We start from the raw sequence: 19,284 nt of genomic DNA on the forward strand, positions 1-19,284 counted from the left end.
ACTATGGCGCCCTTGGCGATACCTCAACCCTCGCAGAACCCGCCGTCGTCGATGACCTCATCGAGAACAGGATGAACCGCTGACGGCACAGGCTGTCTGAAATCGCATCAAATCGGGCCGGTCTGCGCACCGGCCCGTTTCGCGCACCGCCGCCCGATATCACAAGAGAAACTTCATTTCCAAATACACGCATTGCGAGATTGCCAAGCGTTAACGTTTTCCATAGCGTGGCGGCATGACAGGTGACCGCCCGCTTCTTGGCATCTTCCTGATGCTCTTGTTCTGTCTCATCGCGCCCATCGGGGACGCGATCGCAAAACTGCTGGGCCAGGCCGTCCCGCTGGGGCAGCTTCTGCTGGTGCGATTTGCATTGCAGGCCCTGGTCCTGGTCCCGGTCGTCTGGTGGATCGGTGGCCGCTGGTGGGGAACACCCCGGTTGATGGGGCTGATCCTGATTCGCACCTTCCTGCATATCACCGGCATTGGCGCGATGTTCATGGCGTTGCGCTATCTGCCATTGGCGGATGCCGTGGCGATTGCCTTTGTCATGCCCTTCCTGATGCTGCTTCTGGGCAAATACGTGCTGGACGAAGAGGTCGGCATCCGCCGTATCCTGGCCTGCCTCGTCGGGTTCATCGGCACGCTCATGGTAATCCAGCCAAGCTTTGCCGAAGTAGGCCTGCCCGCCCTTCTGCCGCTTGTCGTAGCCGTCGTGTTTTCTCTGTTCATGCTGGTGACGCGGCAGATCGCCAAGGCCATCGACCCGGTATCCTTGCAGGCGGTCAGTGGCACCATGGCGACGGTGATGCTTGTTCCGGCCGTAGCCATCGGCCCGTCGATGGGCTGGGTTGAGCTGACAATGGTCCCGGTGAACCTGACGGTGACGGGGCTTCTGATCGCGATTGGCCTGCTTGGGACGCTGGCGCATCTGGTTATGACCTGGGCGCTGAAATACGCGCCCTCGGCGACGCTTGCGCCGATGCAATATCTTGAAATCCCCTTCGCCACCGCCGTCGGCTGGCTGGTATTCGGTGACCTGCCCAACGGCCTGGCCGCCATTGGCATCTGCGTCACCATGGCCGCCGGGCTTTACGTCGTGTTCAGAGAGCGGGCCACGTCGCGGGCTGCCGCGTCAGTGCCGCAACCACCTGTGGTAGCGCCGCCCGCGGCAGAATGACAAGCATCTTGGGCGCAGTAACAGTCAGCGACACCGGCCCATCCACTTCATTCGACGTGCCGATTCGCCCGTCCGGGGTGAACGAAATCCCCCCGACCGGCCAGCGCAACCCATCCGAGACCGCCTCGACCAGCCCAAGCGGATAGAGCGAAAAGCGGCTGCCGGGATCAAGCTCCAGCGACAGGGAGGGCGGCGCAAGAAAGACGATGTCGCTGTCGCACAACAGGACACACCGCCGGTCCGGGTGGCGTACCAGCACGTTGAAACAGGCCAGCTGGTGATCGATCCGCGCCCCGGCAAAGCCGACACCGATCACAAGCGGCGCCGCGATACCGCGCAGGGCCTTGTCGAAATCGGTTGTTTCCTGCTCTGGAATCAAGTGGATACGCGCCGAATCAAGCCCGCGCTCTTCCAAATCGGTGCTTGAATCCATATCTCCTATGACGGCTTCGGGCATGATCCCGTGGTCAAGACAAATCGCCCCGCCCCCGTCTGCAGCCACCACCCGAGGGGCATGGGCAAGCGCCAATTCGAGGTCATTTGCCGCAACAATCCCCGCCCCTACCAGTGAAATTGGTTCTGAACTGTGAACAATGACCGTCATCCCAGTCAATTTCCCCCTGTTTCCGGGCGTTGCGACACAATCTGGCCACAAAATGATACGCTGACTTTCACAGAATCGGTCAGCTTTCGACGCTTCTGCGGTGTTTAACAGATCACCGAGCAGTGCAAAGGACGCGTAAATTATGGTTACGAATAACAAAGTTCTTACGGTCAGCTACGGGACGTTCTCCTGCACGTTGGAGGGGTTTGAGGATTCCTTCGACACGATGAAGGCGATTGCAGAGTATTTTCGCGATCTCGCCGCAGATGACCGCTATTTCGGGGCAGAACCCCCCACCCCAGATGCCGAGATGCTGGCCCGCATCGCCGAGCGCGAGATTGCGCGCCGTGTGCATGCCTCGACCGAGGCAGGCGCAATTGTTTTGCGCGCCCATGCCGCCGCGCAGGAAGAGGCCACGCAACAGACTGCGGCACCGGTCGCATCCCCGCCCCCCGCTGAGACCGAGACACCGGTGCCAGCCGAAGCCCCGGTTGCCGAAGCCCCGGTTGCCGAAGTCGCAGAGGCTGTTGAAGCGCCCGAGACCGTGATCGAGACAGACGACACGGCAGAAGTTGCCGCGCCGGAACCCGAGGTCGCAGCCGACGCGCCCGTCGAGCCCGACGAACCTGAGACCGAGGTTGCAGCCGAATCTCCGGCGGTTGACGTCGAAGACGAGACCCCTGCCGAAGACCCGGTCGCCGATGAGGTCACGGAAGAGGTTGTGGCGGAAGACGCAACCGAAGACGACGCCGACGAAATCGACGAACTTGCCGTGGCCGAAGGTGACCTGGCCGACATCGACTATATCGAGGATGAAATCTCGGAAGCGCCCCAGCCGTTTGTTTTGAACCAGCCGATCCGCGAAGAGCAGGACAACGCCATCCTGGACCGCGCGCCGACCCCGGCCGAGGATAGCATCGAAGCCAAGCTGCGTCGCATTCGCGAGGTGGTTTCGCGTGCCGACGCCATTCCGTCGCAGGACATTTTCTCGGAAGATGAACATGCCGACAACGTGATCTCGGATGCCGCTGCCGATATCGAAGCGGCGCTTGCCGAAGATGACCTCGTTGAGGACGCCGAGATTGTCGAAGCGGAAGACCTGGATGAGGTCGCCGAAGCCCAACCCGAGGAAACCGCCCGCCCGAAAGCGCGGGTCGTGCGGATGAAACGCGCCGATTTTGAGGATGTGATCGCCTCGGGTGTGATCGAAGCCGACGACGAGGACGAAACCGCCGCCGACAGCGCCGAACTTGAGGACGACGACAGCTCGCTTTCGCCGGAAGAAGAGGCAGAGCTTCTGGCCGAACTCGCCGAAGTGGAAGCCGAACTTCACGAGGATGAAGACGACGCAGAGGAGGAACAGTTCGCTATCGCCGCCGACGCCGAGGAAGAGGATGACGACAGCGATGAGGACACGGGCGACGTCGTCGCACCCCCCGCCAATACGCGCGGCCGCACGCTGACCGGCACCGAACCCGGCCGCGAAGAGGACGTCACCCGCATCCTGGCCCAGACCAACACCGCGCTTGGCGAACCCGAATCCAGCCGCCGTCGCCAGGCAATCGCGCATCTGCGCGCCGCCGTTGCCGCGACCCGCGCCGACGAGGAAGCCGGTCTCGCTGCGCCGGCGGATGACGACGCAGAGCCCTATCGCGATGATCTGGCCAGCGTGGTGCGCCCGAAACCCGCCGCCGAACAACATGAAGACGCCGGCAAAGACGTCGCAAAGGCGCCGGAAGCCGAAAAACCCAGCCCCACCCCGCTGAAGCTGGTGGCGTCGCAGCGTGTCGATGCGGATATGCCCAAACCCAGCCAGGATGATGCGGCACGCGGTCCTGTTCGCCCGCGCCGCGTCTCGGCCGCCGACCGGAAGGACCCCGCCCCGCGCGTGGTGCCTGCTGCCCCGGTCGGCGCCGCGTCTGGGGATTTCGAAAGCTTTGCAGATTACGCCGACCATGTCGGCGCGACCAAGCTGCCCGAGATCCTGGAAGCCGCCGCCAGCTACCTGATCTACGTCGAGGGCCGCGAGGATTTCTCGCGTCCGATGCTGATCCGCATCGCCCGCGACCTCGACGAGGATAATTTCAACCGCGAAGACGGGCTGCGCGGTTTTGGTCAGCTTCTGCGCGACAACAAGATCGCCAAGGTCCGCAACGGTCGGTTCTCGATCTCGGATCGCATCGGCTTTACGCCCTCGGATCGCGCCGCGGGCTGAGGTTGTCCCGCGGGCAACCGCATCCGGTCTTGCCGGGGCGGTTGTCGGCGGGGCAGGACAAAAAAGGGGCCGGTGTTCTTACCGGCCCCTTTTTTTTCATTCCTGACAGTCAGATGTCGTCTTCCGGCGGCGCGTCCGGGTCCGCCTGCCCGATCCCCTTGAAGATCGACTTGAACGGCAGGATCCAGACGATCCCTAACCCGACAAAAACCAAAAGTTCCACCAGGATCGACGGCCGCCCCAGCATCGCCACGACATTGACCGCCACGATGATGTAAAGCGGCATCCCGATCAGCAGGATCACTAGCGCCCAGCGCCGGCGGGCCTTGTAGGAAAGCGCCATCTCTCTGCCTCCGATCAATCCGCAAACGGGTCGGTGACAAGGATCGTGTCATCCCGTTCGGGCGAGGTGGAAAGTAGCGCGACCGGGCAGTCGATCAACTCTTCCACGCGGCGGACATATTTGATCGCGTTGGCGGGCAGGTCGGCCCAGCTGCGCGCGCCTTCGGTCGATTCCGACCATCCCGGCATCTCTTCATAGATCGGTTTGCAACGCGCCTGCTGATCGGCGGCGGTGGGCAGGTAATCCAGCCGCTCGCCGTCAAGATCGTAGGCGACGCAGATCTTCAGCGTCTCGAACCCATCCAGCACATCAAGCTTGGTCAGCGAGATGCCGTTCACGCCGCTGGTCGCGCAGGTCTGGCGCACCAGGCAGGCGTCGAACCAGCCACAGCGCCGCTTGCGGCCCGTGGTGGTGCCAAACTCGTGCCCGCGCTCGCCCAGCCGCTGGCCATCGGCGTCGTCCAGCTCGGTCGGGAACGGGCCTTCACCAACGCGGGTGGTATAGGCCTTGACGATCCCCAGCACGAAGTCGATCGAGCCGGGCCCGATGCCAACCCCGGTTGCCGCCTGCCCCGCGATTACGTTGGACGAGGTCACAAAGGGATAGGTGCCGAAATCAATGTCCAGCAGCGCGCCCTGCGCGCCTTCGAACAGGATACGCTTGCCCGATTTGCGCTGTTCGTTCAGCACCTTCCAGACCGGCCCCGCAAAAGGCAGGATCTGGGGCGCGATCTCTTTCAGCTGCGCGACCAAGGCGTCACGGTCGACGGGTTCGATGCCCAGCCCCTTGCGCAGCGGATCGTGGTGCTGCAACGCGCGGTCGACGCGCGCCTCGAGCGTGGCGTCGTCGGCGAGGTCCGCAACCCGGATCGCCCGGCGGCCAACCTTGTCTTCGTAACAGGGACCGATGCCACGGCCGGTGGTGCCGATCTTGGTGCCCTTTGACGCCGCTTCCTCGCGCGCCCGGTCCAGCTCGCCGTGAATCGGAAGGATCAGCGGTGTGTTCTCGGCAATCATCAGCGTTTCGGGGCTGATATCGACGCCCTGTTCGCGGACCGTGGCGATTTCCTTGACCAGGTGCCAGGGGTCAAGCACGACGCCGTTGCCGATCACCGACAGCTTGCCGCCACGCACGACACCCGAGGGCAACGCGTGCAATTTGTACACTTTGCCGTCGATCACCAGCGTGTGGCCGGCATTGTGCCCGCCCTGGAAACGCGCGATCACATCGGCGCGTTCGCTGAGCCAGTCCACGATCTTGCCTTTTCCCTCGTCGCCCCACTGGGCGCCTACTACGACGACATTGGCCATATCCGGTCCTTCATTACACGAGTCCAAAACCCGCGCCCTTTTAGCGACGAACCCTGCGACGTGAAACCGCAAATTCGCCGCAGCACTGGACACAAGGCCCTGTTTTGGACAAACCATTGAAGAAAAACAAAACGGAATCGACATGGGATTGCTGTTACGCTGGGTCTTTGCCTTCCTTTTGCTGGCGCTGACCTTCAACCCGACCCGGTGGAACTATGTCCGCTGGGCGATGGAGAACTATGAAACCGAGACACCGCTGACGGTGCTTCTGGGACTGCTTTTGCTGATCGGCTACATCATCTACCTGCGCGCCACGATCCGGTCGATTGGCGGTTTTGGCATGTTCCTGGTCCTCGCCGTGGTCGCGGCGCTGGTCTGGGTGCTTTATGACTGGAACATGCTGTCGCTGGAAAACCGCGACCTGAACACCTGGATCGGTATCCTGGCCCTGTCCATCGTGCTTGGCATCGGCCTTGGCTGGTCCATCGTCCGGCGCATGCTGTCAGGTCAGTATGACATCGACGATGTCGATGACTGAGCCCATCCTCTTGCCCAAAGTACCTCGGGGGTGAAGCTTGAAAACGCCCTGCGTTTTCAAACGAGGGGGCAGCGCCCCCTTGACCCGCTATGAAAGTCGCACCGGCGCCCCGTGCGGTGTCGCCAGATAGGCGTCATGCCAGGCTTGTTTCAACGCCGCCAGTTCCGCAGGTCCAGCCATCCCCAGCTCGGTCAGAAACCCTTCCAGCGTTTCCAGCCAGGCGTTGAAATAGTCGTCACCACCATCCAGCTCTTTTGCCAGCCCGTGCCGTTTCAGCGTCGCCCCAAAGCGGTCCGCCCAGTCCGGCCAGTCAAACACTCCGCGTTCATTCAGATGCACCGTCAGCGCAAAGACTAGCGCGTGCCAGGGTTTGTCGAATGACGGTTCAGGTCGCATCAGGCGGGCTCCAGGTAGGATTGCCAGAGATCCGCCAGAACCTCGTCGCCGTCGCGCTCTGCCGCGCCCCAGACCTCTGTCGCATCAAACGCCACCGTATAAAGCGGCTCGGGCGACTCGCCCAACCCATGCGCGGCCATATCCGGCAGGACATGGGTGCCGTGATAGAGGACAACCTTCCCCTCGACCCCGGCAAGGTAGGCCGGAAGGCGGGTGTGACCGCCGTCGACGCATATGTTGCGGGCGGGTTTGCGCGTGCGCACCCAGTCCCCCGGTTTGAACACTGGCGCGACATTGCTGGGGCGGGTCGAGGGTCCGCCACGGGCCAACACCTCGGCCACACGATCCGCCGGCAGCTTTTTCTCCGACAAGGCCGACACCGCCCCGGAGCCACTCTGCAATTCGTCCTCTGTCACCACACCCGTCGCCACCAGCAGGTCCGCCAGCCCGGCCAGCCATTTCTCGTAATAGGAAAAGCGGGCGTAATCGGCAGGCGACAGACATACACGGGCATGGCGCGAGGTGTCGATGTTCCACTTGCCCATAGCCCCCGCCGCCAGTGTCAGCGCCAGCGCGCGGGCGTGCCAGTCCTGCTTGAAAACCGGTTCGGGCGCGGGATCAATCGGCCCGTCGCCAAACCTCCCGCCCATGTCATGCACCCGGCTCATGCGCCCGGCTCTCGCGCCAACCCGCAGCCAATCATCGAATCCCGCGTGACCAGCCCCGCCAGTTCGTCCTCGCTCATCCCCTCGGTTCCAACCGGGCGGCGCGGCACCACGAGATAGCGCACTTCGGCAGTGGAATCCCACACGCGCACCTTGACGCCCTCGTCCAGAGTGACGCCGAATTCGGCCAGCACCTTGCGCGGCTCGCGCACCGCGCGGGCGCGGTAGGCATCGGATTTGTACCAGCCCGGCGGAATACCCAGAAGCGGCCACGGATAGCAGGAACACAAGGTGCAGACGACCATGTTATGGGTGTCTTCGGTGTTCTCGACAATAACCATGTGTTCGCCCTGTCGCCCATAAAGCCCCATCTCGATCAGCTTGGGCATCGGATCGTCCAGCATTGCCGAGCGGAACGCGGGATCGGTCCACATTCTGGCCACCACCCGCGCCCCGTTCTGCGGGCCGACCTTGTTTTCATAGGTGTCGATGATCTCATCCAGCGCGGCCGGATCGATCAGCCCCTTGTCGGTCAGAAGTGTCTCAAGCGCCTTCACCCGCAGGGCGGGGTCGGAAGGCAGAAGTGAATGCGGGTGATCGTGACTGTCATGTGGCATAGGCACAGACTTGCCGGAATCCCAAGCCAAGTCCAGAGCAGTTGGTGCCGTTCAGGCGGACCTGCAACAGGCCGCCGCAATACAGACAAGCGGCCCAAAGCCCAACGGAAACAGGATGCGCATGGTCAAACACCTCAGCCCCGGACCTGTTATGAAACCACCAGCCGGAAACACGCTTGCCCCTCGGGGGAAACTTGCCTAGATAGACCGCTGAACATCCGCATGGCTTGGAACCGAAGGCACTCATGGAAAACGTCGTTCTCACAATCCACCTTCTTCTGGCGCTGTCGCTGATCGGCGTCGTGCTTCTGCAACGCTCCGAAGGTGGCGGTCTTGGGATCGGCGGGGGCGGTGGCGCCGTGTCCGGGCGCGCGGCAGCGACGGCCCTTGGCAAGATCACCTGGATCCTGGCGATTGCGTTCATCATTACCTCGATCTCACTGACGATCATCGCGGCACAGAAATCCGCCGGTTCGTCGGTCATCGACCGTCTTGGTGCGCCTGTGGCCGAAGATGCCACACCCGAGGTTCCCGCACCCGCAGGCGACCTTTTGCCGCCCAGCGAGGGTGACAATGCGCCGCTGGTGCCTCGCGCCGACTGATACCACTACAGTTTGAGGATTGATCCCAGGCCGCAACAGCATCTTGCGGCCCGGTTGCCAAGTTTTGGCGAATCCTGATAGAATGAAGTCCCGTGATGCTGTGCCGATTCTTAGGGCGGCGGGCAGCCAGAAACATTGGAATTTGCGGCGCGGAAGCGTCCAATATCACGGGGGTCGGCCACGACATGGCACGTTATATCTTCATTACCGGCGGTGTTGTTTCCTCGCTTGGCAAGGGCCTTGCATCCGCGGCGCTGGGCGCATTGCTGCAGGCACGCGGTTTCACGGTGCGTCTGCGCAAGCTTGACCCCTACCTGAACGTCGATCCCGGCACCATGTCGCCGTTTGAACATGGCGAGGTCTTCGTCACCGACGACGGCGCGGAAACCGACCTCGACCTTGGCCATTACGAGCGGTTCACCGGTGTCCCGGCGCGGATGACGGATTCGGTTTCGTCGGGGCGCATTTATTCCAACGTGCTGGAGAAGGAACGCCGGGGCGATTACCTCGGCAAGACCATCCAGGTGGTTCCCCACGTCACCAACGAGATCAAGGATTTCATCGACATCGGCGATGACGAGGTCGATTTCATGCTGTGCGAGATCGGCGGCACGGTGGGCGACATCGAGGGCCTGCCCTTCTTCGAAGCGATCCGCCAGTTCAGCCATGACAAGCCGCGCGGCCAGTGCATCTTCATGCATCTGACCCTGCTGCCCTATCTCGCCGCGTCGGGCGAGCTGAAGACCAAGCCGACCCAGCACTCGGTCAAGGAATTGCAGTCGATCGGGATTGCGCCCGATATCCTGGTCTGCCGCTCTGAACAGCCGATCCCCGAGAAAGAGCGCGAGAAAATCGCCCTGTTCTGCAACGTGCGCAAAGAGGCCGTTGTCGCCGCCTATGACCTGAAATCCATCTACGAGGCGCCGCTGGCCTATCACCGTGAAGGGCTGGATCAGGCCGTTCTGGACGCGTTCGGCATCTCGCCCGCGCCGCGCCCCGACCTGACGGTCTGGGAAGACGTCGCCGACCGCATCCACAACACCGATGGCGAGGTGAATGTCGCCATCGTCGGCAAATACACCCAGCTTGAGGACGCCTATAAGTCGATCAAAGAGGCCCTGACCCACGGCGGCATGGCGAACCGGGTGAAGGTCAACGTCAGTTGGGTCGATGCCGAGGTCTTTGACAAGGACGACGCCGCGCCGCATCTGGAAGGGTTCGACGCGATCCTTGTTCCGGGCGGTTTCGGCGAGCGCGGCACCGAGGGCAAGATCAAGGCGGCGCAATTCGCGCGGGAACGCAAGGTGCCCTATCTTGGCATCTGTCTGGGCATGCAGATGGCGGTGATCGAAGCGGCGCGCAACGTCGCCGGGATCAAGGCGGCCGGGTCCGAGGAATTTGACCATGAAGCCGGGAAAAAGCGTTTTGAACCGGTGGTTTATCACCTGAAGGAATGGGTCCAGGGCAACGCCAAAGTGACCCGAAAGGCCGATGACGACAAGGGCGGGACCATGCGCCTCGGGGCCTATGACGCGGTGCTGACCGCTGGCTCCAAAGTCGCCGAGGTCTATGGATCAACCGCAATCGAGGAACGCCACCGCCACCGCTATGAGGTCGACACGACCTATCGCGAGAAACTTGAGGGCTGCGGGCTGAACTTTTCGGGCATGTCCCCCGATGGCCGCCTGCCCGAGATCGTCGAATGGCAGGACCACCCGTGGTTCATCGGCGTCCAGTTCCACCCCGAACTGAAATCCAAACCTTTCGACCCCCACCCCCTGTTCCGCGACTTCATCCGCGCCGCGAAAGAGAATTCAAGACTGGTGTGAGGGGGAATGGCGGATTGCGGACCTTGCCACCGCCATGGAAATCGCTACTAGATGTCGAGAACAATACTCTTCTATGGAGCGATGGCCTGATGTCAGGTTCAGCTGGTTGCTGATACATGCCCAAGCTCGCCATTTTTTGTTTAGTTCTCTTGCTAGGAAACGCCTGGTCGACGGCCACTTACCCGCAGAGTGATAACCCTTCGGACGTTTTCCAGGAATTTGCGTCTCTTCTGTCACATAGAAACGAAACGACCAAGGTGGTCGTAGAGCAATGTGTGCTGAAAATCGAAACACAGGTTCGGAAAACGTGCAAATATCCAACTGAACCGAACTGGGCAATTACGGCAATTGCTCTAAATGAAATCAACAGCTTGAAAATCCGCCCCTTTCGCGAAGGAGTAGTGGTGGACATCAAGCTTGATGTTCCAACGCCATCTCGATTTAAGACACAAATGATCAAGCTGCGTTACGGTAATAAGGCTGCATTTGATCATTTTTCTGCCGAGTTGGATCGTCTCCTCAACGAAAGCAAGATAACTTCCAACAAGACACTCGTTACTTGCACCGGCGAAAAGGTCCCTCAGAAAAGGCGGTCAATTACCCTCTTTTTCGATAGCAAACCAACTATGTGGGGACACTTTGAGACGATGATCCAAAACTGCAAATAGATGGCACGCTTTGGTCTGAAATGGGCTCTCACCCGCCATTCGCCACATCTCCGTGACCTGACGAATTGCGGCCAACGAATTCGCTGGTCCCATGCCACTCCACCCCTCCCCCAACCGCTTTCCTCTTGACCTTGCCCGCGCCCCCGTTGACAAACGGCGCATGTCTACGGCCAAGCTTTCCATCGACCTTTCCGCCCTTTGTGACAACTGGCGCAGCCTGGATGCGATGACATCCTGCGAAACCGCTGCCGTGGTCAAGGCCGACGGTTACGGCCTTGGCGCGGCGCGGGTGTCGCGGGCGCTGGCGCAGGCCGGGGCGCGGCGCTTTTTTGTTGCCGCGACCGAAGAGGGCGCCGCCCTGCGCGAGGCGCTTGGCCCCGGTCCCCAGATCCTGATCTTTTCCGGCCACATGCCCGGCGATACGGATATGATCAACGATCTCGATCTGATCCCGATGCTGAACTCGGTCGACCAGATGTTGCGCCATGTCGAGGGGCTGCCGGGCAAACCCTTTGGCATTCAGCTGGACACGGGCATGAACCGGCTGGGTTTCGAACCCGCGGAATGGGCGGCTGTGCGGGACGTGGCCCTGTCCCAGAACCCGGTTCTTGTGATGTCCCACCTCGCCTGTGCCGATGACCCCGACCACCCGATGAACGCCCATCAACTGGCCCGGTTCCACGAGATGACCGACGGTATCGACGTGCCGCGCTCACTCTCGGCGACGGGTGGAATCCTTCTGGGGCCGGACTATCATTTCGACCTGACCCGCCCCGGCGTCGGGCTTTACGGCGGCTTGCCGTTTGCGGACGCCCTGCCCGTGGCGCAACTGACCGTGCCGGTGATCCAGACCCGGCTGGTCGAGCCCGGCGAAACCGTGGGCTATTCCAACACCTGGACGGCGGATCGCCCGTCGCGCATCGCCACGATTGCCGCCGGCTACGCCGATGGCATCATCCGGGCCATGGGGCCAAACGCCTTTGTCGAGGCCGCAGGAACGCGCGCCAAGGTGGTAGGCCGAATCTCGATGGACATGATCGCCGTCGATGTTACGGACATTTCCGAAGACGTGACCGAAGTCGCGCTTCTGAGCGCCAGCCAGACGGTCGATGACCTTGCGGATGCCGCCGGCACCATCGGCTATGAGATCCTGACCTCGCTCGGGGCGCGGTATCAGAGGCGCTACAAGGGATGATCCTGACCGCCCCCCTTGCCGCGCTGGGGCGCCAGACGATGGCGTTCATGGCCTTGATCGGGCGCGTGGCGATCTTTGCCTTTCAGGGCCTGACCCATATCTTCCGCCCGCCGTTCTATGGCCGCGAGTTCCTTGTCGCGCTTTTGAACATCGGCTGGCTGTCGCTGCCCGTTGTCGGCCTGACCGCGTTTTTCACCGGCGGCGCGCTGGCGTTGCAGATCTATGACGGCGGCGCGCGGTTCAGCGCCGAGGCCGTCGTCCCCCAGATCGTCGCCATCGGCATGGTGCGCGAGCTTGGCCCGGTTCTGGTCGGCCTGATGATCGCGGCGCGGGTGACCTCGTCCATAGCGGCCGAAATCGCGACGATGAAGGTGACCGAACAGATCGACGCGCTGACCACGCTGTCCACCCATCCGATGAAATACCTGACCGCGCCACGCCTTCTGGCGGCTCTGATCGTGGTGCCGCTTCTGGTCGGGATCGGAGATATCATCGGCATCTTTGGCGGGTTTATCGTGGGTATTCAACAGCTTGGTTTCAACCCGGCGACCTATATCGTGAACACGGTGAACTTCCTGCAGTTCACCGACATCCTGTCCTCGCTGGTCAAGGGCATGGTCTTTGGTGGCATCGCCGCGACCATGGGCTGCTATTTCGGCATGAATTCGGGCCGGGGCGCACAGGGCGTCGGTGCCGCGACCAAGGGATCGGTGCAGGCCGCCGCCGTGTTGATCCTTGCGGCGAATTTCATGCTCACCTCACTGTTCTTCGCCTCATGATCGAGTTTCAGGACGTCCATAAATCCTTTGGCCCAAAACGGGTGCTGCGCGGGGTTAACCTGACTGTGCCGAAGGGAGAGTCGATGGTGATCATCGGCGGGTCGGGCACCGGGAAATCGGTGGCGCTGAAATGCGTACTGGGGCTGATCCACCCGGATGCGGGCACCATCCTTGTCGATGGCAAGGACGCCACGCAGGGTGACCGCGACGCGTTTCTTGCGCGGTTCGGGATGCTGTTTCAGGGCGGCGCGCTGTTTGACTCGCTGACGGTCTGGCAGAACGTCGCCTTCCGCCTTCTGCGCGGGTCGCTGAAGCGCCCCAAGGCCGAAGCACGCGAGATCGCGATCGAGAAACTGCGCCGCGTCGGTCTGACCCCGGATGTCGCCGACCTGTTTCCGTCCGAGCTTTCCGGCGGCATGCAGAAACGCGTTGGCCTCGCTCGCGCCATCGCCGCCGAGCCCGAGATCATCTTCTTCGACGAGCCCACCACGGGCCTTGACCCGATCATGTCAGGCGTCATCAACGACCTGATCCGCGAGATCGTGGTCGAAATGGGCGCCACGGCCATGACCATCACCCATGACATGACAAGCGTCCGTGCCATCGCCGACAAAGTCGCGATGCTGCATGACGGGGTGATCCAGTGGACCGGGCCGGTGGGTGAGATGGACAACTCGGGCGATCCCTATCTGACGCAGTTCATCAGTGGCAGCGCGGAAGGGCCGATCGAGGCGGTGCGGTAAATGCTTGCCGTGACGATAGTCTTGGGTGGGGCCATGCCCTTGATCATGATGATGTCCGTCCTGTTTGAAATCCTCCTTGGACCCAAATTGAATGCTCCCTTGATACGCCGGAGGTTCTATTTTCGATCCTTCGGCACGCTGTTTGGAGTGGTTTTTGCCATTCTATTGGCTTACACATTTCTTTTCCGTTCTTTGATCCATTTCGCACCCGATTGGCACTTGGGAGGAATGTCTATCTCAATCGCTGCCGGGGTGTTCTCGACCTATGTTTTTTGGCGGGCCAAGCTGAGGATCAGGAATTCCCGGTAGCTTTTTTTCCCGCCCGGCGGTACGCCGGGCAGCCCCCGACCGCCCCCATGGGCGGGGGCTTCTCCCCCGCCCGCGGCCGGGGGCTGCCCTTCGCACTTCAATTCATGAACACCTGAACCTAGATTAGCCCTCATGTTTCTGCGCCTTGCCAACCTCTCCCTGCTTGTCCTGTTTCCCATCGCGTGGTTCGCGCCGCTGTTGCGGGCCGGCATCCTGCCGATTTTCGGCCTCAGCGAAATCAGCGTGATTTCCGGCCTGCAAGCCCTGTGGGACACCGACGTCGCGCTGGCGCTTCTGGTCACCTTCCTTGCGATCTTTGCACCTTACATGAAGACCATAGGCATTGCCCTGATCCAGTTCGGATACCTGCGGCGCAAGACCCTGCCGGTGCTTGAAATCCTTGGAAAACTGGCGATGGCGGACGTCTTCCTGATTGCGCTCTACGTGGTGATCGTGAAGGGCGCGGGCTATGTGAAGGTGGAAACCGGCTGGGGGCTTTACCTGTTCACGGGCTGTATTCTGGCCTCGATCGCGATTAGCCATTTGACCCGCAAGCGGTAGTGGTCCAAAACGAGAACATGGCAAAATCAAAAACCCAGTTCTCGTGCAATGCCTGCGGCAATGTCACCAACAAATGGTCCGGGCGTTGTGACGCCTGTGGCGAATGGAACACCATCGCCGAGGACACGCCCCTGTCATCAGGCCCCAGCAACGCGACACTGGGCAGCGCCAAGGGGCGATCCGTCCCGCTGACCGACCTGCGCACCGAGGAGACACCCCCGCCGCGCACCATGAGCGGGCTGGATGAGTTGGACCGGGTGCTGGGCGGCGGGTTGGTGCCATCGTCGGCCATATTGGTGGGGGGTGATCCCGGCATCGGCAAATCCACCCTGTTGTTGCAGGCGGCGGCAAGTTTCGCCTCCAAGGGTCTGAAAACCATCTATGTGTCCGGCGAAGAGGCATCGGCGCAGGTCCGCATGCGCGCCCAGCGGCTGGGACTGACACAGGCGCCGGTGCAACTGGCGGCGGAAACCAACCTGCGCGATATCCTGACCACGCTGGAGACCGAAAAACCGGCGCTGGCCATTATCGATTCGATCCAGACCATGTGGGCGGATTCGGTGGGTTCCGCCCCCGGCTCGGTTTCTCAGGTGCGCGCCGCCGCGCATGAATTGACCAGTTTCGCCAAGCGCAAGGGCATGGCGGTGATCCTTGTCGGCCACGTCACCAAGGACGGCCAGATCGCCGGGCCTCGTGTCGTCGAACACATGGTCGACACGGTGCTTTACTTCGAGGGCGAACGCGGCCACCAGTTCCGCATCCTGCGCGCGGTCAAGAACCGGTTTGGCCCGGCGGATGAAATCGGCGTCTTTGAAATGACCGGCAAGGGGTTGGCCGAGGTGCTGAACCCTTCGGCCCTGTTCCTTTCTGAACGCGGGCAACCCAGCCCCGGCAGCGTGGTCTTTGCCGGGATCGAGGGCACCCGCCCCGTCCTGACCGAAATGCAGGCCCTTGTCGCCCCCTCGCCCCACAGCCAGCCCCGCCGCACGGTCGTGGGCTGGGACAGCGGGCGGCTGGCGATGATCCTGGCCGTGCTTGAGGCGCGCTGCGGCATACCTTTCACCGGGCTTGATGTCTATCTGAACGTCGCGGGCGGCATGAAAATCACCGAACCGGCCGCTGACCTTGCCGTCGCCGCCGCACTTCTTTCTGCGCGGGAAGACGCCGCTTTGCCCGCAGATACCGTGGTTTTTGGTGAAATCTCGCTGTCAGGAGCCCTCAGACCGGTGGGTCAGACAGAAAACAGGTTGAAAGAAGCCCAAAAACTTGGTTTCACAACTGCAATCGCTCCGAAGGGAGGCAAGGCGCAGGTCGGCGCGGGCATGAAGCTTACCCGGGTTGCGGACCTCACCGCCTTCGTCGGCGACGTTTTTGGCGCGGGATAAGCGCTTTGCTGGGGGCGGAAGGGACAGGAAAGACATGGACGGTTTTACCATCATCGACGCCGTGGTTGCGGGTGTCATCGTGGTCTCGGCGCTTTTGGCGTATTCGCGGGGGCTGGTTCGGGAAGGCATGGCAATTGTCGGCTGGGTGGCCGCCGCTGTGCTGGCCTATATCTTCGCGCCGCGGGTCGAACCCCTGGTGAAAGAGGTCCCGGTGGTCGGCGACTACCTGGCCGACAGCTGCGAGTTGTCCGTGATCGCCGCCTTTGCCGCGGTCTTTGCGGTCGCGCTTGTGGTCGTGTCACTGTTCACACCACTGTTTTCGTCGATCGTGCAACGTTCGGCGCTTGGTGGGCTTGATCAGGGCATGGGATTCATCTTCGGCGTGCTGCGCGGCATCCTTTTGGTCGCCATCGCATTCTTCGTCTATGAAACCATCATCACCGCGCAAAGCTTCGAATCTGTGGACAATTCCCGTTCCGCCAAGGTGTTTGGCCGGATGACCGACCAGATCGAGGAACGCGACCCATCGGCGGCGCTTGGCTGGATCACCGACCAGTACGAAGACCTCGTCGGCACCTGCGGGCAGTAAGTCCGTCGCATTCTAGCCGGACACTGCTGCGGCGATTTCGGTCATGTGCCGCAAATCCGTGCCGCAGCATCCGCCCAGAACCGTGATCCCGGGATGATCCCGTTTGATCCGACCCAACAATTGTCCCAGCTCATGGGGGTTGCCGTCGTCCAGTGTCTTGGCCTCGTCCAACTCGGCATGGCTGCAACGCGAGGCATTGGCGACCAGCCCTTTCAGCCGGGACAGTTCTTCGTCCTGCCCCAACACCGCACCAAAGTGGTCGGGATGGGCGCAGTTTATCATGTAGTAGGCAGGATAACCGTCAGAGGCGGCATCGACCTCGGCGATGGCCGCGGCCAGAGGTTGGCCCGTGGGCAGGCGCCCATCGGTTTCCACGGTGAAGGAAATCACGCAAGGCAATCCCACGTCCCGCGCCGCCAGTGATATCCCGGCAGCTTCGGCGGCATAGGCGATCGTGAACCCGCTGGCGACGTCGACCTCGGTCCCGGCAAGGGACTGCATCTGCGGCAGATGATAGTCGCGCGCATCACCGACGGTCATTTGACTGGCGGGCGCATAGGCGTCCTGCCTTGGCCCGATATTCGCGCTGAGGACGGTCGGGGCATCGCCGAACCGGTCGCGTGCTTCGGCAACAAGCGAGATCGCGGCGCGGTTCAGCCGCCTAAGGTCCTCTGCCCCAAAGCCCAAGGGCGCGGCCCGATCCGCATTGGCCATCCAAGTCGGGCTTTCCAGTATCACGCCAAGCCCGTATTCCCGCGCCAGTTCGATCTGTTCCCGGCAATAGCCCATCAGCATATTGCGGCCGTCATCCGACTCCAGCAGTGGAAAGGTGGCAAAGCCCGGCAGATCGACCCCGCGGTTGAAAATCAGGTACGTTTCCATCCCGACATAGTCAAGGAACAGCCGGTCCAGCACTTGGGAAAATGTCGCGCGATAGGCGGGCATAAGGTTCTCCTGCTCAAAGCAACCTGTCTGAAAAGTCTTTCATCGGACAAAAAAGGGCGCAGTATTCGGTCAATGTCGCCATTGTGACGCCGCGTTGTCACGCAGTTTCTCTGGATGTCGCGCTTCGCCGCACCCAAATGCCATCTGAAATATGATCCTTTCGTGACATAGGCGGCGAACCCTTCTATGAGGGGGCGCAAGCCTGCCCAGACGGATTCGGAGCCACTCGCCTTGTCCAAACTCATGCCGCCCGCCCATCCCTTTGATTTCGACGCCATCGGGCCATCTGACGATGGCGACAAGCTGAAGGAAGAATGCGGGGTCTTTGGCGTCGTTGGCCTTGCGGATGCGGCGAATTTCGTCGCCCTTGGCCTGCACGCTCTGCAACACCGGGGACAGGAAGCGGGCGGGATCGTCAGCCACGACCCGGTGCAGGGGTTCAACTCGGCCCGTCGGTTCGGCTATGTGCGCGACAATTTCACCAGCCAGGCGCTGATGGAGACCCTGCCCGGCCCGCTGGCCATCGGTCACGTCCGCTATTCGACCGCCGGCAGCAAAGGTGCGGCGATCCGCGACGTGCAGCCCTTCTTTGGCGAGTTTTCGATGGGCGGCGCGGCCATTGCCCATAACGGCAATATCACCAATGCCAACGCGCTGCGCCGCGAACTGATCGAGCGCGGCTCGATCTTTCAGTCCTCATCCGACAGCGAATGCATCATCCACCTGATGGCGCGGTCGCTGCAACGCAATATCCCCGAACGCATGGAAGACGCCCTGCGCCGGGTCGAGGGCGCCTTCTCGGTTGTTGCCATGACCCGCACCAAGCTGATCGGTGTGCGCGACCCGATGGGTGTGCGCCCCTTGGTGCTAGGCAAGATCGGCGACGGCTGGGTCCTGAGTTCGGAAACCTGCGCGCTCGACATCATCGGGGCCGAGTTCATCCGCGAGATCGAGCCGGGCGAGATGGTTGTGATTACCGAGGCAAAGGGCGTCGAATCCGTCTTTCCCTTCCGCCGCCAGCCGTCGAAATTCTGCATCTTCGAACATGTCTATTTCTCGCGCCCCGACTCGATCATCAACGGCCAGTCGGTCTATGAAACCCGCCGTCAGATCGGCGTGGAACTGGCGCGCGAAAATCCGGTGGATGCCGATCTGGTCTGCGCCGTGCCCGACAGCGGCACCCCGGCGGCAATCGGCTTTGCCCATGAAAGCGGCATCCCCTTCGGCATGGGCATCATCCGCAACCAGTATATGGGCCGCACCTTCATCGAACCGACCGAACAGATCCGCAACATGGGTGTGCGGCTGAAGCTGAACGTCAACCGCGCCCTGATCCAGGGCAAGCGGGTGATCCTGGTCGACGATTCGGTTGTGCGCGGCACCACCAGCCGCAAGATCAAGGAAATGATTCTGGATGCCGGCGCCGCCGAGGTGCATTTCCGCATCGCGTCACCGCCGACCGCATGGCCCTGCTTCTATGGCGTCGACACGCCCCAGCGCGAGAAACTGCTGGCGGCGACCATGACCGAGGCCGAAATGGCGAAACACCTTGCTGTCGACAGCCTCAAGTTCATCTCGCTCGATGGCCTCTACCGCGCCGTGGGTCAGGCCAATGGCCGCGACAAGGCCTGCCCGCAATATTGCGATGCTTGCTTCTCGGGGGAATACCCGGTGGCGCCCTCGGACATGATCGAAAAAGGGTTCGAGCTGAAGGCGGCGGAATGACCGGCGTGCCGCTGCCGGACAGGGTGGCGGCGGCAATACCCTGAAGCAGGTTTGGCCAGTCACCTACGGAAACGGCAAGTCATGTCGAG

Annotated in this window: 20 protein-coding genes; 13 read left to right on the top strand and 7 right to left on the bottom strand. The window is 62.0% G+C overall.

Annotation, left to right across the window (positions count from 1 at the left end; translation table 11 throughout):
* The first annotated feature begins 235 nt into the window (after positions 1 to 235).
* Positions 236 to 1,177, top strand: coding sequence for a DMT family transporter (locus tag JQ863_RS13920; protein WP_204114753.1), 942 nt, complete (start codon positions 236 to 238; stop codon positions 1,175 to 1,177).
* On the opposite strand, the gene JQ863_RS13925 is transcribed toward JQ863_RS13920, so the two are convergent.
* Positions 1,101 to 1,781, bottom strand: a complete 681-nt coding sequence (locus JQ863_RS13925; protein WP_204114754.1) for a thiamine diphosphokinase — start codon at positions 1,779 to 1,781, stop codon at positions 1,101 to 1,103. The two genes, JQ863_RS13920 and JQ863_RS13925, sit on opposite strands and share 77 nt — an antisense overlap.
* A 142-nt stretch (positions 1,782 to 1,923) precedes the next feature.
* On the opposite strand from JQ863_RS13925, the gene JQ863_RS13930 reads away from it, so the two are divergent.
* Positions 1,924 to 3,996, top strand: a complete 2,073-nt coding sequence (locus JQ863_RS13930; RefSeq protein WP_239113291.1) for a hypothetical protein — start codon at positions 1,924 to 1,926, stop codon at positions 3,994 to 3,996.
* Between the two features lie 109 nt (positions 3,997 to 4,105).
* On the opposite strand, the gene JQ863_RS13935 is transcribed toward JQ863_RS13930, so the two are convergent.
* A complete protein-coding gene (locus JQ863_RS13935) occupies positions 4,106 to 4,339 on the bottom strand; it encodes a DUF2842 domain-containing protein (RefSeq protein WP_204114755.1) in 234 nt (77 codons plus the stop codon).
* A gap of 14 nt (positions 4,340 to 4,353) precedes the next feature.
* On the bottom strand, positions 4,354 to 5,649 hold the full coding sequence (locus JQ863_RS13940; RefSeq protein ID WP_204114756.1) for an adenylosuccinate synthase: 1,296 nt from the start codon (positions 5,647 to 5,649) through the stop codon (positions 4,354 to 4,356).
* Positions 5,650 to 5,791: 142 nt separating this feature from the next.
* On the opposite strand from JQ863_RS13940, the gene JQ863_RS13945 reads away from it, so the two are divergent.
* Positions 5,792 to 6,187 (top strand): DUF6524 family protein, encoded by a 396-nt coding sequence (locus JQ863_RS13945; RefSeq protein WP_204114757.1) that lies wholly within the window; start codon positions 5,792 to 5,794, stop codon positions 6,185 to 6,187.
* An 87-nt stretch (positions 6,188 to 6,274) separates the two neighbouring features.
* On the opposite strand, the gene JQ863_RS13950 is transcribed toward JQ863_RS13945, so the two are convergent.
* The 3 genes from JQ863_RS13950 to nthA are packed head-to-tail and all read right to left on the bottom strand — an operon-like array spanning position 6,275 to position 7,865.
* Positions 6,275 to 6,583, bottom strand: a complete 309-nt coding sequence (locus JQ863_RS13950; protein ID WP_204114758.1) for a nitrile hydratase accessory protein — start codon at positions 6,581 to 6,583, stop codon at positions 6,275 to 6,277.
* The gene (gene nthB, locus JQ863_RS13955) at positions 6,583 to 7,251 is read right to left on the bottom strand and encodes a nitrile hydratase subunit beta (RefSeq protein ID WP_204114759.1); all 669 of its coding nucleotides are present in this window, start codon (positions 7,249 to 7,251) and stop codon (positions 6,583 to 6,585) included. The genes JQ863_RS13950 and nthB overlap by 1 nt, the downstream gene beginning before the upstream one ends.
* A complete protein-coding gene (nthA, locus tag JQ863_RS13960; protein ID WP_204114760.1) occupies positions 7,248 to 7,865 on the bottom strand; it encodes a nitrile hydratase subunit alpha in 618 nt (205 codons plus the stop codon). The genes nthB and nthA overlap by 4 nt, the downstream gene beginning before the upstream one ends.
* Positions 7,866 to 8,110: 245 nt before the next feature.
* On the opposite strand from nthA, the gene secG reads away from it, so the two are divergent.
* From secG to JQ863_RS14005, 9 genes are all read left to right on the top strand, one after another.
* Positions 8,111 to 8,467, top strand: a complete 357-nt coding sequence (secG, locus tag JQ863_RS13965; protein ID WP_204114761.1) for a preprotein translocase subunit SecG — start codon at positions 8,111 to 8,113, stop codon at positions 8,465 to 8,467.
* Positions 8,468 to 8,652: 185 nt separating this feature from the next.
* Positions 8,653 to 10,296: a CTP synthase gene (locus JQ863_RS13970; RefSeq protein WP_204114762.1), complete on the top strand. Its 1,644-nt coding sequence runs from the start codon at positions 8,653 to 8,655 to the stop codon at positions 10,294 to 10,296.
* Positions 10,297 to 10,412: 116 nt separating this feature from the next.
* Positions 10,413 to 10,964, top strand: a complete 552-nt coding sequence (locus tag JQ863_RS13975) for a hypothetical protein (protein WP_204114763.1) — start codon at positions 10,413 to 10,415, stop codon at positions 10,962 to 10,964.
* Positions 10,965 to 11,124: 160 nt separating this feature from the next.
* Positions 11,125 to 12,159 carry an alanine racemase gene (alr, locus tag JQ863_RS13980; protein WP_204114764.1) on the top strand — a complete coding sequence of 345 codons (1,035 nt, stop codon included), beginning with the start codon at positions 11,125 to 11,127 and terminating at the stop codon, positions 12,157 to 12,159.
* On the top strand, positions 12,156 to 12,938 hold the full coding sequence (locus JQ863_RS13985; protein WP_204114765.1) for an MlaE family ABC transporter permease: 783 nt from the start codon (positions 12,156 to 12,158) through the stop codon (positions 12,936 to 12,938). The genes alr and JQ863_RS13985 overlap by 4 nt, the downstream gene beginning before the upstream one ends.
* The gene (locus tag JQ863_RS13990; RefSeq protein ID WP_204114766.1) at positions 12,935 to 13,681 is read left to right on the top strand and encodes an ABC transporter ATP-binding protein; all 747 of its coding nucleotides are present in this window, start codon (positions 12,935 to 12,937) and stop codon (positions 13,679 to 13,681) included. Before JQ863_RS13985 ends, JQ863_RS13990 begins: the two co-directional genes overlap by 4 nt.
* Positions 13,682 to 14,122: 441 nt before the next feature.
* Positions 14,123 to 14,551 carry a paraquat-inducible protein A gene (locus JQ863_RS13995; protein ID WP_204114767.1) on the top strand — a complete coding sequence of 143 codons (429 nt, stop codon included), beginning with the start codon at positions 14,123 to 14,125 and terminating at the stop codon, positions 14,549 to 14,551.
* Positions 14,552 to 14,568: 17 nt separating this feature from the next.
* Positions 14,569 to 15,936 (top strand): DNA repair protein RadA, encoded by a 1,368-nt coding sequence (gene radA, locus JQ863_RS14000; RefSeq protein ID WP_204114768.1) that lies wholly within the window; start codon positions 14,569 to 14,571, stop codon positions 15,934 to 15,936.
* A 34-nt stretch (positions 15,937 to 15,970) separates the two neighbouring features.
* Positions 15,971 to 16,525, top strand: a complete 555-nt coding sequence (locus JQ863_RS14005; protein WP_204114769.1) for a CvpA family protein — start codon at positions 15,971 to 15,973, stop codon at positions 16,523 to 16,525.
* Positions 16,526 to 16,537: 12 nt separating this feature from the next.
* On the opposite strand, the gene JQ863_RS14010 is transcribed toward JQ863_RS14005, so the two are convergent.
* Positions 16,538 to 17,470 carry a homocysteine S-methyltransferase family protein gene (locus JQ863_RS14010; protein WP_204114770.1) on the bottom strand — a complete coding sequence of 311 codons (933 nt, stop codon included), beginning with the start codon at positions 17,468 to 17,470 and terminating at the stop codon, positions 16,538 to 16,540.
* Between the two features lie 243 nt (positions 17,471 to 17,713).
* On the opposite strand from JQ863_RS14010, the gene purF reads away from it, so the two are divergent.
* Positions 17,714 to 19,195, top strand: coding sequence for an amidophosphoribosyltransferase (gene purF, locus JQ863_RS14015; protein WP_204115168.1), 1,482 nt, complete (start codon positions 17,714 to 17,716; stop codon positions 19,193 to 19,195).
* Positions 19,196 to 19,284: the final 89 nt, after the last annotated feature.

Origin of the sequence: Shimia biformata (assembly GCF_016888515.1) — a bacterium.
In the GTDB taxonomy this organism is placed as follows: domain Bacteria; phylum Pseudomonadota; class Alphaproteobacteria; order Rhodobacterales; family Rhodobacteraceae; genus Shimia_A; species Shimia_A biformata.

What these genes read in the sequence shown, in the direction of transcription:
- JQ863_RS13920 (WP_204114753.1), top strand. Translation starts at nt 236, where the DNA reads ATGACAGGTGACCGCCCGCTTCTTGGCATCTTCCTGATGCTCTTGTTC.
- JQ863_RS13925 (WP_204114754.1), bottom strand. Translation starts at nt 1,781, where the DNA reads ATGACGGTCATTGTTCACAGTTCAGAACCAATTTCACTGGTAGGGGCG.
- JQ863_RS13930 (WP_239113291.1), top strand. Translation starts at nt 1,924, where the DNA reads ATGGTTACGAATAACAAAGTTCTTACGGTCAGCTACGGGACGTTCTCC.
- JQ863_RS13935 (WP_204114755.1), bottom strand. Translation starts at nt 4,339, where the DNA reads ATGGCGCTTTCCTACAAGGCCCGCCGGCGCTGGGCGCTAGTGATCCTG.
- JQ863_RS13940 (WP_204114756.1), bottom strand. Translation starts at nt 5,649, where the DNA reads ATGGCCAATGTCGTCGTAGTAGGCGCCCAGTGGGGCGACGAGGGAAAA.
- JQ863_RS13945 (WP_204114757.1), top strand. Translation starts at nt 5,792, where the DNA reads ATGGGATTGCTGTTACGCTGGGTCTTTGCCTTCCTTTTGCTGGCGCTG.
- JQ863_RS13950 (WP_204114758.1), bottom strand. Translation starts at nt 6,583, where the DNA reads ATGCGACCTGAACCGTCATTCGACAAACCCTGGCACGCGCTAGTCTTT.
- nthB (WP_204114759.1), bottom strand. Translation starts at nt 7,251, where the DNA reads ATGAGCCGGGTGCATGACATGGGCGGGAGGTTTGGCGACGGGCCGATT.
- nthA (WP_204114760.1), bottom strand. Translation starts at nt 7,865, where the DNA reads ATGCCACATGACAGTCACGATCACCCGCATTCACTTCTGCCTTCCGAC.
- secG (WP_204114761.1), top strand. Translation starts at nt 8,111, where the DNA reads ATGGAAAACGTCGTTCTCACAATCCACCTTCTTCTGGCGCTGTCGCTG.
- JQ863_RS13970 (WP_204114762.1), top strand. Translation starts at nt 8,653, where the DNA reads ATGGCACGTTATATCTTCATTACCGGCGGTGTTGTTTCCTCGCTTGGC.
- JQ863_RS13975 (WP_204114763.1), top strand. Translation starts at nt 10,413, where the DNA reads ATGCCCAAGCTCGCCATTTTTTGTTTAGTTCTCTTGCTAGGAAACGCC.
- alr (WP_204114764.1), top strand. Translation starts at nt 11,125, where the DNA reads ATGTCTACGGCCAAGCTTTCCATCGACCTTTCCGCCCTTTGTGACAAC.
- JQ863_RS13985 (WP_204114765.1), top strand. Translation starts at nt 12,156, where the DNA reads ATGATCCTGACCGCCCCCCTTGCCGCGCTGGGGCGCCAGACGATGGCG.
- JQ863_RS13990 (WP_204114766.1), top strand. Translation starts at nt 12,935, where the DNA reads ATGATCGAGTTTCAGGACGTCCATAAATCCTTTGGCCCAAAACGGGTG.
- JQ863_RS13995 (WP_204114767.1), top strand. Translation starts at nt 14,123, where the DNA reads ATGTTTCTGCGCCTTGCCAACCTCTCCCTGCTTGTCCTGTTTCCCATC.
- radA (WP_204114768.1), top strand. Translation starts at nt 14,569, where the DNA reads ATGGCAAAATCAAAAACCCAGTTCTCGTGCAATGCCTGCGGCAATGTC.
- JQ863_RS14005 (WP_204114769.1), top strand. Translation starts at nt 15,971, where the DNA reads ATGGACGGTTTTACCATCATCGACGCCGTGGTTGCGGGTGTCATCGTG.
- JQ863_RS14010 (WP_204114770.1), bottom strand. Translation starts at nt 17,470, where the DNA reads ATGCCCGCCTATCGCGCGACATTTTCCCAAGTGCTGGACCGGCTGTTC.
- purF (WP_204115168.1), top strand. Translation starts at nt 17,714, where the DNA reads ATGCCGCCCGCCCATCCCTTTGATTTCGACGCCATCGGGCCATCTGAC.